The following is a 13,305-nucleotide window of genomic DNA, read 5'->3' as shown; positions in this document are numbered from 1 at the left end:
ACAGACTCAGTAGAGGGCCATGCCGCCCGGCCCGGCCGTGAATCCGGCGGCGGCCAGGGCCATGCCCACCGATTCGCGCATGGTCAGGGGCCGGCCATTGGCATCACTGAAGAGGATGCGTCCCTGCCCGCCCCGCCTCAGCCATGAGGCCAGCTGGGCGAAGGCGGCCTCCAGCAATCCACGCTCGGGATGACCGAAGACCAGGAGATGATGACCCTTGGGTGCCGCATAGACCAGGGCGCGGCCTCGATTCTGCACCAGGAGGTTCCCCATCCGCCGAACGGGCCGGCCGCCGGCATCCCCTGATGTGGTCGGCCAGGCAAGGGCCGTGCCATAGAGGTTGGCTGGATCGGTCACGTCCATGACCACAGGTTCGGCAGTTCGCTGCCCCGATCCGCCTTCACCGTCATCATTGCGATCATCCTCTTGGAAGCCCCTGAGCTGGTCGATCACCTCCCGCGGGGCGAACTGGGCGCCGCCGAAACCGTCGACGATGACCCCACGCGTCAGCTGGCCGGCCTCCTCCATGCGTCTGCAGACCTGATAGAGGGCCGAGAATCCGCCGGGCAGGGTCCGCACTTCGGGCAGGACCGGGGCCAGGAGCCCATAGCGGTCCAGGACGGCTCGCTCCTCGTGGACCAGGCGGACGGTCCGCTGCCGGTCATCGTCCTGGCCGCCTCTGGATCTGTCGCTCGAATCGGTCATGCCAGTTCCCGCTGCAACTTCTGCCGCTCCGCCCTCATCCGCAACCAGAGTCCAGAACCCCTCCATCGCCGCTGACAGCGCTGATGAGCCGGCCACACGCGTCAAGGCTGCGCGACCCAAGGGCCTGCCGCGTCCACGCAGTCCATGGGGTAAACGGCGGGTCCTACCCGAGCGTTGCGGTTCCGATCCTCGGACCAGCCGCCGGACCGGAGCCAGGGAGGCGTTGGTGACCAGTCCACGTCTAACCAGCACCCAGAGCGACCGGGCCATGGCCTCCTGATCGGGGGCCTGGGAATCAGGGGACCCAATGTCATCCCCGCCCCGGCCGGCACAGGCACGCAGAAGGCGATCGAAGCGGTAGGCTCCCCCATCAGCCAGAACATCCAGCAGGGTCTCTTCCATATCGCCCCCGTTGCCCGGGTTGCTCGATTTGCCGGCCTCATCCGTGACCGACGGAGAACCGCTGGATTGTGTCGGAAGCTCCCCATCCAGGTCCTCGGCAAGATAAAAGGTCATGGCGCCCAGCGGACCCTCCCCCTGGTCGGACCCCACCCAGACCACCTGGCCCGAGGCCAGCAGATCGTCCATCAATGCGGGACCGTAATCACGCACCCTGGCCGGGAAGATGGCCGACTCCCAGAGCGCGGGCGGCAGATTCAGTCCTTCCAGCTGCGCAACCACCTCCAGCAGTCCCTCGGTGCCCATCAACGGCTCCTGGCCAAGGGGTGCCAGACCCTGCCGGTGAAGGAGAAAGTCGCTGTAGACATGGCCGGGAACGGGGCTGGCGGCCTTGCTGGCCTTGGCCAGGGACCGCGAGCGCAGCCGACGGAAGACCCCTGGATCCAGCCATCCTCGGCAGGGTTCGCCTCCCTCCCATCCGGGCTCGCCATAGGCACTCAGGTCAGGACGGGGGAAGACACCGGTCATGAGCAGCTCGCGTGCGACCAGGGAACGCAGTCTGTCCTCCAAGAGCGCACTGCCCAGACCCAGGCGGCCGGCCAGGTCCTGGGTGGTGAACGGCCCATGGACTGCAGCATATTGCCTGACCAGCTGGTCGAAGGCCTCGCTGTCCGATTCAGATTGCTTTGTCGGCTGGGCGGATGGATGGATGATGCCGGGCCCCAGGACCGCCGTCAGCCGCCCCGCCTGACCGGCCCATACCCAGCAGTCACGAGCGCCCAGTCTGACCTGGACCACCCTGGACTGGGCCTGCAGCTCATCCAGCATGGCCCGGACCTGTGCCTCCGTCACCGATTCGTCCTCCTGACCGCGCATGCGCCGACGAATCCCGGCCAGGTCCATGGGGCCCAGGGTGCGCAAGAGGTCGGCCAGTCCTTCGGCACCCCTGGCCCGGGTCCTGGGCGAAAGCCGCTGCAAATCCGCGGTCACCTGGTCGACGGTCTCCTGGTCCAGAAGGTCAGCCATGTCCACCTGGCCGACCATCTGCTCCAGCAGGTCGGAGTCGATGGCCAGCATGGCGGCGTCGCGCTCGGCCTTGGGCATGTCGTACTGGTACATGAAGGTGCCCAGGTAGCCGAAGAGCAGTCCTGAGGCCATGGGTGAGGGGGTCTTGGTGGAGGCCGGGACCAGACGGACGCTCCCCTGCTCCAGGTCGGCCATGAGCTCGCGCAGGGCAGGCATGTCGTAGACATCCTGCAGGCACTCGCGCATGGTCTCCAGAACCAGGGGAAAGTCATCCTCCTTCAGGGCCGCGTCCAGCAGACGGGAGGCCCGCAGACGCTGCTGCCAGAGCGGAACCCTGCGGCCCGGCTCCATCCTGGGCATGTAGAGCGAGCGGGCTGCGCACTGGCGGAAACGGGCCTGGAAGAGCGCAGAGCCAACCAGATGCCGTCGGACCTCGCGCTCCACCTGATCGGGGGTGAATCCGAATATCCGCTGATCTTCCAGGAAGGCATCGGTGCCCGGGATCTGCACGACGATGCCATCCTCCCCAGCCCAGACGGAACCGTCGTAGCCGCGCTCGCGGGAGAGCCGGGCGGCTATGGCCAGGGCCCAGGGCTCGTTGACCCTGCGACCATACGGCGAATGGAGGATCAGCCTCAGGTCGCCCTCCTCGTTGGGGCAGCGCTCGACCACCAGATGCCGGTCGTCGGGCACCCGGCCGGTGGAGGCCTGCTGCTCGGCCAGAAAGGTGGCCAGATTGTTGATGGCAGGACGGTCCAGGCCGTCCTCCAACAGACGAGAACAGACGGGTCGAGTGAAGCCTGGTCGACCGGAGGCAGTCTGGACCGCCGGTATAAGGCCCTGTGACAGTTCCCTGGCGAGCCTGCCCAGACGACGGCTGAAGGCGGGGTCACGGCCGTTGCCCTCCCCGTGCCAGAAGGGCAGCCTGGCCGAGCGTCCCGGGGCGGGCACCACCACCACACGGTCGCGGGTGATCTGCTGGATTCTCCAAGAGGTGGTGCCCAGGGTGATCACGTCCCCCTTGCGGGACTCGTAGACCATCTCCTCGTCCAGCTCCCCCACTCGGCGGGGCTTGCCGCCGGCGGCCTCGGAGGGCATGACCACACTGTAGGAGCCACGGTCGGGGATAGTGCCTCCTGAGGTCACTGCCAGTCGTTGTGCACCAGGGCGGGCCGTCAGGGTGCCGGTCTGGTGGTCCCAGACCAGGATGGGGCGGAAGGCGGTGAAGTCCTGGGAGGTGTAGGCCCCGCTGAGCATGCCCAGCACCGCCCGGTAGACCTGCTGGTCCAGGTGGGCGAAGGGCGCGGCCCGTCTGACCGTGGCCAGCCAGTCCCCCTCCTTGAGTGGCCCCATGGCGGCCGCGGCCACCGTCTGCTGGGCCAGAACATCCAAGGGGTTACCGGGCATGACGGTGGGTTCGATGTCGCCCTGGACCATGCTTTCCATGCTGGCCGTGCACTCCAGGATCTGCCCGCGGGTCAGGGGAAAAAGCCTGGCCTGCGATACCCGTCCCACTTGATGGTCGGCTCTGCCCACCCGCTGCAGCCCTGAGGCGGTCGACAGCGGGGCGTTGACCTGGATGACCAGATCGACCGAACCCATATCGATGCCCAGCTCAAGGCTGGAGGTGGCCACCACGCACCGCAGTCTGCCGGCCTTGAGGTCGTCCTCCACCTGGCGGCGGCGCCCCTTGGACACCGAACCATGGTGGGCCATGGCAATGGGTTGGTCGACAGGCTGGCCGGATGTTCTCTCGGAGGTGGACCCGGTGGCCGAATCGTAGTGGGCTGGCTCCCAGGCCTGCACAACCCTGCCCGTGGTCCGGTCTGTTTCAGGGCACAGACCTGGCTGGTCCTGCCCACTGCTGCCTCGCCTACGGTGGTTGGGCGCTTGCAGATCGGACTGGTGCAGGTCATTCAGCCGGGCGGTCAGACGCTCGGCAAGACCTCTCGAGTTGACGAAGACCAGGGTGGTGTGGTGGGACAGGACCTGGTCCAGAATGGCCCGTTCGACGGCTGGCCAGATGGATCCGCTTCTTTGGTCGCCCTCCTGACCCTTCTGGCCGGATTCGCCGGGCGGTGCAGCCAGATCGCCCATGTCCTCCAAGGGCTCGATCAGCCGCAGGTCCATGGCCGTGGACGACTTGGGCTGGATCAGGCTGACCGGACGGCTGCCGCCTAGAAAACGTGCCACCTGTTCGGGCGGCCGTACCGTGGCCGACAGGCCGATCCGCTGCACGGGCTGTCCAACCAGATCGTCCAGCCGCTCCAGGCTCAGGGCCAGATGAGCCCCGCGCTTGTTGCCCGCCAGAACGTGGATTTCGTCCACAATAACGGTCTGCACATTCTTCAACGTGCTGGCTGCCTTGGAGGTCAGCATCAGATAGAGGGATTCAGGGGTGGTGACCAGAATATCCGGGGGATGGGCGGCCAGGACCCTGCGGCCGCGGGCGTCGGTGTCCCCGGTACGGATGCCGGTCCGGACCTTGGGCGCTTTGCGTCCCTGCTGTTCGAATCGCTCGGCTATACCGTCCAGCGGAGCCTGCAGGTTGCGGGCCACATCCGTCCCCAGGGCCTTCATGGGCGAAATGTAAAGCACGGCGACCCCAGGCTTCCGGGAGCGCCGAGGCATGGTCATGAGCTCGTCGATGGCCCAAAGAAAGGCAGCCAGGGTCTTGCCTGACCCGGTGGGCGAAATGATCAGTGCATCACCGCCTGAGCGGATGGCCGGCCAGGCCTGCATCTGGGTCGGCGTGGGCCCGTCGGGAAAGGCCTGGCGGAACCAGCCGGCCGTCTGCGGGGAGAAATTATCTAAGGGATCGCCCATATGCGTCACACTCCTCTCCCCGTCCCTTTGGGCCTTGCTGAAGGTCGATCAGGTGTCGATCTTGCTCCGGTCGAAGTCGTCGGCATTGTCCACGATGAACTGCTTGCGGGGCGGCACGTCGTCGCCCATGAGCAGGGGAAAGATGCCGGCCGCCTGAGCGGCATCCTCCATGCGGATGCGGCGCAACATGCGGGTCCGGGGATCCATGGTGGTGTCGGCCAGCTGGTCGGCGTCCATCTCGCCCAGACCCTTGTAGCGCTGCACATCGGGATTGTAGTCGATGTGCTTGGCCCGCAGGTCGGCCAGCTTGCCCTCCAGCTCATCGTCCGAATAGGTGTAGATGAACTTCCCCTTGTTCTTGCCTGCAAGCGCGATTCGATGCAGGGGCGGCACGGCAGCGTAGACCCGCCCGTTCTCGATCAAGGGCCGCATGTAGCGGTAGAAGAGGGTCAGCAGCAGGATGCGGATGTGGGCACCGTCCACGTCGGCATCGGTCATCATGATGACCTTGTTGTAGCGGGCCTGGTCGATGTCGAAGCTGGCCCCCGAGCCGGCGCCGACCACCTGGATGATGGAGGCGCACTCCTTGTTGGTCAGCATCTGGGACAGGGAGGCCTTCTGCACGTTGAGGATCTTGCCTCGGATGGGCAGCAGGGCCTGGAACGTGGAGTTTCGGGCTGCCTTGGCCGTACCCAGGGCGGAGTCGCCCTCGACGATGAACAGCTCGGCGATGTCGTCGTTGCCGGGCATGGAATCCGAGAGCTTGGAGGGCATGGAGGCCGACTCCAGGGCGTTCTTGCGCCTGGTGACCTCCTTGGTCTTGCGTGCCTGGACGCGGGCGTGCATCTCGCCGACGATCTTCTCCAGCACCTGGCCGGACTGCTCCTTGAAGCCGCGCTTGGAGCCGCTGATCATCTGGCCGAACTGGTCGTCGGTCATCCGGGTGACGATGGGCTTGACCTGGGCCGTACCCAACACGTCCTTGGTCTGGCCCTGGAACTGCGGCTCGGCGATACGCACGGTGACCACGGCCACCAGCCCGGCCAGGACATCGTCTCGCTCCACCTTGGTGTGGGAATCCTTGAGGTTGACCTTGAGGCGGCGGGCGTTGGCCTCCACGGCCTTGCGCACCTGGCGGGTCATGGCGTTCATGAACCCGTCCACATGCATGCCTCCGCCGGGCGTCTCCACCACATTGACAAAGCTGCGAACGACTGAATCGTAATCGTTGACCCAGCGCAGGGCGATATCCACCCCGCAGACGCGTTCCACCTGCTCGGCGTGCAACTCACCGTCCGAGCCCACCCGCTGGGTCTCCTCCTGGTAGGTGTCCTGGCCGCTGATCCGCCAGATGTCGCTGACCGGCTCGCCCTTGGACAGGAAGTCCACGAAGTCCGTCACCCCGCCGGTGTGCAGGAACTCCTCCACGCGCTGATGGCCGGACTCGTCCTCCGGCTGCAGCATGGCCCGGTCGGCCCGCTCGGTGGCCGAAAGGTCGGCATCATCCGGCTGCGCGTCCTCGGCACGTTCGCCTTCGGTGCCTTCTTCAGAGAGATCGTCCCTGTTGGAAGATCCATGAAGGTTTTCCTGATCGTCCTGGACGTTCTGATTGTCCGGCTCCGCAGCGGATTCGCCGTCAACCTCCAGGCGCAGGTCCTGTTCGGCGCTTCCTGTGGCGGGGATGCGGTCGTCAATCACGGTGATCTTGAGGCCGGGCACCAGGAAACTGGTCTGGCGCACCCGGTCGATCAGCTGGGCGTAGCTGAACCGGGCCGTGGGGTTGAAGATTTCCGGGTCGGCCCAGTAGCGCACCCTGGTCCCGGTCCGGGACTTGGGCACGCTGCCCACTACTTCCAGGGGTGTAGGCCGGTTTTTCCTGGTGCGCTTGAAGGGCGAGTCAGGCGAGGGCCGCTCCGGATCTGGGTCCTGGTAGGTGCCTGGATGGCCCTGGTGGAAGCGCATCCGGTGGGTCTTGCCGTCCCTGTCCACCTCCACGTCCAGTCGGGAGCTCAGGGCGTTGACCACCGAAGAGCCCACGCCGTGCAGGCCGCCCACGGCCGTGTAGGAGGAGTTGCCGAACTTGGCGCCCGCGTGAAGCTTGGTCAGGACCACCTCCACGCCGGTCAGCCCGGTTCGAGGCTCAATATCGACGGGGATGCCTCGGCCGTTGTCGTCCACCTCGATGGAGCCGTCCTTGTGCAGAATGACCTTGATGTGGTCGCACTGGCCGGCTAGGGCCTCGTCCACGGCGTTGTCGATGATCTCCCAAAGGCAGTGCATGAGCCCCTGGCTGTCCGTGGTCCCGATGTACATGCCTGGACGTTTGCGCACTGCGTCCAGGCCATCCAGGACCGTCAGACTGCCGGCACCATAGGACTTTCCCTTTTCAGGCTTTTTCGCCACCATTTACCTCGCCGTTCACCTCTTGGCGCCCAGGGGACACGGGTCCTCGCATGGGCGGTCGCTTACGCACCGATGACCATTTCTAGCAAGGAGGCCTCGACAGCATCCGGACCTCCCCGCCGGGCGCAGAGGTCACTGATCCAGGAAGTCACGCAGGGTCTGCGAGCGCGAAGGATGCCGCAGCTTGGACATGGTCTTGGACTCGATCTGGCGGATGCGCTCACGGGTGACCCCGTATACGCGGCCGATGTCGTCCAGGGTCTTGGGCTGCCCATCCTCCAGGCCGTAACGCATCTTGATGACGCCGGCCTCGCGGGGGCTCAGGGTCTCAAGCACCTGCTGGAACTGCTCCTGCAGCAGGGAGAAGGCCACAGCATCCGAGGGGGCGATGGCGTCGGTGTCCTCGATCAGATCGCCGAACTCCGAGTCACCGTCCTCGCCCAGAGGGGTGTGCAGGGAGATGGGCTCGCGCCCGTACTTCTGGACCTCCTGGACCTTCTCGACGGGCATGTCCAGCTCACGGGCCAGCTCGTCGGGGGTGGGCTCGCGACCCAGGTCCTGCAGCATCTGACGCTGGACGCGGGAGAGCTTGTTGATGACCTCGACCATGTGAACGGGCACACGGATGGTGCGGGCCTGGTCGGCCATGGCACGGGTGATGGCCTGACGAATCCACCAGGTGGCGTAGGTGGAGAACTTGTAGCCCTTGGTGTAGTCGAACTTCTCCACCGCACGGATCAGACCCAGGTTACCTTCCTGGATCAGGTCCAGGAAGAGCATGCCTCTGCCGGTGTATCGCTTGGCCAGGGAGACCACCAGTCGCAGGTTGGCCTCCAGCAGATGGTCCTTGGCCTTCTTCCCGTCGTTGGCGGCCCACTTGAGCTCGCGGCGGCGCTTGAAGTCCATGCCATCGCCTTCGGTGTCCAGCAGATGCTGGGCATAGAGGCCGGCCTCGATACGCTCTGAGAGGTCCACCTCCTGTTCGGCGTTCAGCAGGCTGACGCGGCCGATCTGCTTGAGGTAGTCCTTGACGGGATCGGCAGTGGCGCCGGCGGTGACCACACGACGCTTGGGGTTGCCTGAGGGAGTGACATTCTCATCGTCATCGGAATCGTCGACGACGAAGGCGCCCTTGACCTTGGCGGCGAGGGCATGGGCGGCCTTGCGGTCCTCCTCGGCCTCATCCTCGACCTGGTGGGCCTCGTCCTCCTCCTGATCGTCCTCGTCGGGCTCGTCCTCCAGCTGATCCTCGCTCTTGTCCAGCTGGTCGTCGTCCTCCTGGTCCTCGAGCAGGTCCTCGTCGGGCTCCTGCTCCTCCGGCTGCAGGATGGGCTCCTCTTCGACCTTCTTCTTGGTCTTGGAGGCCGGGCGACGGTTGGTCTTGGCCGTCGAAGTGCTGGCAGTGGCGGTCTTGCGGGCTGCGGTCTTGCGGGACGCCTTGCTGCTGCTGGTCTTGGACCTGGTGGCGGTCTTGGTCTTGCCGGCGGTTGAACTGGTCCGGCCCTTCCCGGTATCCACTGCGGCTGTCTTGGCTGACTTGGTGTCCTTCGTGGCCAAATTCTCCTCCTGGATCATCCCACCCGCCGACACTGCTTTCAAGGCACAGCTATGGCAAGGTCAAATCTTAGACTCACTAAGTGAACCACCCCAGGGGGACGATTATTCCCGATTCAGCCCGATTGCCTCCAGGCCGGTTCGATGCCGCGGCCGATCAAAGCCAGGACGATGGCGGCCAGACTGCATGAGCGGTCGTCGGAAAGAGCTTCCTCGGCGAACCCGGATGCCCGGGATCCCCCATTCCACCAGTCGACGTAGGCCGCGACCGCCAGGGGCTGGGACCGAAACCCCGGCGGAACCTGATCAGTTATGGCTTGAAGCATGGCCAGCCCGGCCCGGCAACGCGGATGGTCCGGCCGCGTGGCAGGGTCCTTGAAGACCGCATCCAGAATGTTGCAGAGCACCGTCACATTGGACGCATCGTTGGGACGCACACACAGGTCCAGCAGCCGGTCAGCATGCAGACCAGGCTCAGGCGCCAGGATTGACAGAATCAGCCCGTCGCGTATGGCCAGGGTTTCCTTGATGGCCACAGCCAGACGGTCCGCCGAGTCGGAGTCCAGAGGCGGGTGCGCCTGCTGCCGCCCCCTCAAGCCGGCAGTCCAGTCTGTCAAGGGTTGCTGGAGCCATCGCCTGTCAGCATCTTCCACGCCCCATCGTCGTCGACCCTCTCGATAGTTCTCCACCAGTTTTGTCATGCCGTGTTCATATGAATCGTTCATGCCGTCATCGCCTCCCATCCGCTCCCGGTCTGTGGTCCGGGGAGCCTGGGCACCATCCTGAACCAGCTGGAACCGTTAGGAAGGCCACAGCCGATCATGTGGTCAAGTGGGGTCATCCATCCACCATGGTCCTTGCAGCCATGGGCCTTGCAGCCTGCCTGCTGGGCAGATATGCGGATAGGCTCTAAGGCATGAAGAGCGTGACTGCAGCACGGGTCGAACAACGCATGGAGGAACTGCTCCGGAGCCAATGCGACCACCTGACTGCTCCAGAGCCCGGACTGGACCATCCCCTGGATCAGAACCCCTCACAGGGGGCTTTGCAGGAGGTCATCCACCAGGCAATCGAGGCAGGCCGTGGCGGCAAACGACTGCGCGCCCTCCTGCTCTGCGATGTCTGGCGGGCTCTGGAATCCGAGCAGAATCCGGACCGTGAACAGGCGGCAGTGGACCTTGCCTGCGCCTTGGAGGTCTATCAGACCAGCGCCCTGGTCCACGACGACATCATCGACGGCTCCCCCCGTCGTCGGGGCCGTCCTGCCGCCCATCTGGCCCTGAGCCGGTCGGCCGCCGGAAACGATCCAAGCGACCGGCTCCCCGCAGGCCCCGATGCCCGTGGCACCGGCCTGGGCATCCTCCTTGGCGACCTGCTGGCATCACTGAGCACAACCATGGCCCTCCAGGCGGCTGCCGACCTGCCTCAGGAATCGGCCATCGGCAGAGCCTTCCAAGCCATGCAGACGGCCGTGGTCACCGGCCAGATCCTGGACATGGGTATGGAAGAGGCTCCACTGGACGATCCGGAACGCCTGCGCAGTCAGGCCCTGCACACCATGGCCTGGAAGACCGCCTCCTACACCACCATGGCCCCCCTGGCCCTGGGCCTGCTGGCTGCCGGAATAGACCTGGAAGGGCACAAAGATTCGGTACGCGCCCTGGGCCTGGATCTGGGTCTGGCCTTCCAACTGGCGGACGATCTGCTGGATGTGGCAGGCGACGACCGCCGCACCGGCAAACCCGTGGGCGGCGACATCCGTGAGGGCAAGCGGACCGTCCTCCTGGCCGACACCCTGGCCATGGCCGGCCCTGGTCAGGCCAAGGAGGTCCGCCGACTCTACAATTCACCGACCGAACGCCGCAAGGATGCCCAGGTGGATATGGTCCGTGACCTGATGCGCTCCTGCGGGGCCGTGGAAGCCAGTCGTCGACGCATTGCCGGCCTGTCCTCCCGAGCCCAGGCCCGAGCCCAGGCCCTGGCCGATGCTCTGCAGCTGTCAGCAGAGGGCCGAGCGATCTTCCTCAAGGCCTGCCGACGCTTCCTGCCGCTTGCCACCACCGCCGGGTATCATGAACATGTATCTTCCATTGATGCCGAGGCCGGTCAGGCCTCCGAGGTGCAGAGGGCCGGACAAGACGAGCATGAGTGAAGCGGACGAGAGGACCAGCGACCGGATCATAGACGGGCGCTACCGCATTCTGCGCGAGATTGCGCAAGGTGGCATGGCCACGGTCTACGAGGCTCTGGATCTGCGGCTGTCCAGGCATGTGGCGGTCAAGATCATGCACACCATGCTGGCCCAGGGCCCGCACAGGGCCCAGTTCGAGGAGCGTTTCCGCCGGGAGGCCAGGTCGGCGGCCGCCATCGCCAACCCCCACATCGTCCAGGTCTACGACACGGGCGTCGATCAGGGGCTGGACTACCTGGTCATGGAGTATGTCCACGGCATCAGCCTGCGGCGGGACATGGCCCGGCAGGGCATCTATCCCCTGAAGGAGACCCTGCGCATCCTGGGCGAAATACTGGACGGCCTGGCCTCCGCCCACCGAGCCGGCGTCATCCACCGCGACATCAAGCCGGAAAACATCCTCATCAACGACCGCGGCCACGTGGAGATCACCGACTTCGGCCTGGCCCGCGCCGCCGCCCAGGCCACCCTGTCCTCCACGGGCATGCTCATGGGCACGGCCGCCTACCTGGCCCCCGAAACCATCGAGAACAATGAGGCCTCCCCCCAGAGCGACCTCTATGCCGTGGGCATCATCGCCTACGAGATGCTGACCGGCACGGTCCCCTTCGCCAGCGACAACCCGGTGACCATCGTCTTCAAGCACGTCCACGAGGACGTCCCCTCCCTGGCCCAGGCCTGCCCGGGAATCGACCCATCCGTGGCCGCATTGGTCTCCGGACTTACCGACCGCTCACCGGAAAACCGCCCGGACGACGCAGGCAAGGCCCTGGAAGGCCTGAGGAAGGTGGTCAGGGGACTGGACCGGCAGGCCATGGACTACGTGCTGCCTGCGACAGCCCCAGCGGCCGCAGCAGCCGCAGCCAGCGGACAGCCCGGGTCCGCCAACCCTGAGATGACCGAACCGCCAAGGCAGGCAGCCACGGCACCCAGCGACGATTCCGAAGACGCAGCCACACAGACCATTGCTGCAGCAACCGACCCGGAGGATTCGGACACGGTCCTGAATGTGCCCGCCCCGCCCGAAACCGATGATGCGGACGCAGCGACCAGGCGCTATCGGCTCAACGACGTGGACACCCCCTCACGGGCAGAAACCACAACCGTCCTGCAGCCTCAGGACCCGACAGCATCCCCCGCCGATACAGGCCTCGTTCCGGCTTCCGTCCAGACCATGCAGCAAGGTGCCGAAACGGCCAAACCCAAGCACCGGCATCGGGGCCTGATCATCGCGCTGGTGGTTCTGCTGGTGCTGGCCCTGGCCGGAGGCGGCGGTGGCGCCTGGTGGTACTACCTGGGTCCGGGCAGCTATGTCGCCCTGCCCAAGCCGGACGATATCTCCTGCCCCGAGAATCAGGAGTGCAAGGTCATCGGCGCCGACTACGCCAGGTACGCCAGCACACTCAAGGTCGCAGGCATCGATGTCGACACCGACTACGACTTCAGCGACCAGGTGCCCAAAGGGGCCATCATGGCTGCGGATCCCGATACCGTCGGAGCCCATATCAGCAAGCGGGGCGGCATCCTCAGCCTGACGGTCTCCAAGGGGATTCGCCAGGCCACAGTGCCCAAGGACATCCTCATGCCGGACACCTCCAACGGCAAGGACCCCCTGCAAGCCCTGAAGGCGGCTGGGTTCGACAAGATCGACCATGACTCCTCCAAGGACCAGTACTCCATGGATATTCCCGAGGGAGCGGCGATTTCGGTGGAACCGGCCCCGGGAACCAGGACCCGGCATGATACCAAGGTCAGTCTGGTCCTGTCCAAGGGGCGGATGCCGGTGGCCATGCCCGACATCATCGGCAAGGCCAGGGATGATGCCAAGGCGGCCTTGGAAGCCCTCCGGCTCAAGGTCAACTACAGCGAGGACTGGTCAGACACGGTGCCCCGCAACCAGGTGATCTCCGCCTCCCACCAGGCCCAGGAACAGCTGCACTGGGGCGATGCGGTCAACGTGGTGGTCTCCAAGGGGCCGCAATTCATCAGCATGCCCGACGTGAAAGGCAAGAGCCAGGATGAGGCCACACAGATCCTGCAGGGATACGGGCTCAAGGTCAACATCTCCGCGCCACTGGGCAATCTGACCCACACGGTGCGAATCCAGGACCCCAACCCCGGCACCCAGGTCAAGGTGGTCAATGATGACGGTTCGCCGGCCGTCGTGACCCTGACTGTGGTCTGACCACCCTGTCTCTGCG

Annotated in this window: 6 protein-coding genes; 2 read left to right on the top strand and 4 right to left on the bottom strand. The window is 65.7% G+C overall.

Annotation, left to right across the window (positions count from 1 at the left end; translation table 11 throughout):
* Positions 1 to 6 precede the first annotated feature (6 nt).
* From JF70_RS03175 to JF70_RS03160, 4 genes are all read right to left on the bottom strand, one after another.
* Positions 7 to 4,956 carry an ATP-dependent helicase gene (locus tag JF70_RS03175; RefSeq protein ID WP_045935262.1) on the bottom strand — a complete coding sequence of 1,650 codons (4,950 nt, stop codon included), beginning with the start codon at positions 4,954 to 4,956 and terminating at the stop codon, positions 7 to 9.
* A gap of 48 nt (positions 4,957 to 5,004) precedes the next feature.
* Complete coding sequence (locus JF70_RS03170; protein ID WP_045935261.1) at positions 5,005 to 7,362, bottom strand: DNA gyrase/topoisomerase IV subunit B; 2,358 nt, start codon at positions 7,360 to 7,362, stop codon at positions 5,005 to 5,007.
* A gap of 129 nt (positions 7,363 to 7,491) precedes the next feature.
* The gene (locus tag JF70_RS03165) at positions 7,492 to 8,916 is read right to left on the bottom strand and encodes an RNA polymerase sigma factor (RefSeq protein ID WP_045936077.1); all 1,425 of its coding nucleotides are present in this window, start codon (positions 8,914 to 8,916) and stop codon (positions 7,492 to 7,494) included.
* A 113-nt stretch (positions 8,917 to 9,029) separates the two neighbouring features.
* Positions 9,030 to 9,638, bottom strand: coding sequence for a DUF4192 family protein (locus tag JF70_RS03160; protein WP_197069094.1), 609 nt, complete (start codon positions 9,636 to 9,638; stop codon positions 9,030 to 9,032).
* 191 nt (positions 9,639 to 9,829) lie between these two features.
* Between JF70_RS03160 and JF70_RS03155 the strand changes: the two genes are divergently transcribed.
* Together JF70_RS03155 and JF70_RS03150 are read left to right on the top strand one after the other, a co-directional pair.
* The gene (locus JF70_RS03155; RefSeq protein ID WP_082069367.1) at positions 9,830 to 11,065 is read left to right on the top strand and encodes a polyprenyl synthetase family protein; all 1,236 of its coding nucleotides are present in this window, start codon (positions 9,830 to 9,832) and stop codon (positions 11,063 to 11,065) included.
* The gene (locus JF70_RS03150; RefSeq protein WP_045935259.1) at positions 11,058 to 13,289 is read left to right on the top strand and encodes a Stk1 family PASTA domain-containing Ser/Thr kinase; all 2,232 of its coding nucleotides are present in this window, start codon (positions 11,058 to 11,060) and stop codon (positions 13,287 to 13,289) included. The genes JF70_RS03155 and JF70_RS03150 overlap by 8 nt, the downstream gene beginning before the upstream one ends.
* The last annotated feature ends 16 nt before the right edge of the window (positions 13,290 to 13,305 follow it).

This window comes from Bifidobacterium mellis, assembly GCF_000967265.1.
Lineage (GTDB): Bacteria > Actinomycetota > Actinomycetes > Actinomycetales > Bifidobacteriaceae > Bombiscardovia > Bombiscardovia mellis.
The sequence above is the reverse complement of the archived record's forward strand: the minus strand, read 5'-3'. Positions and strand labels throughout refer to the sequence as shown.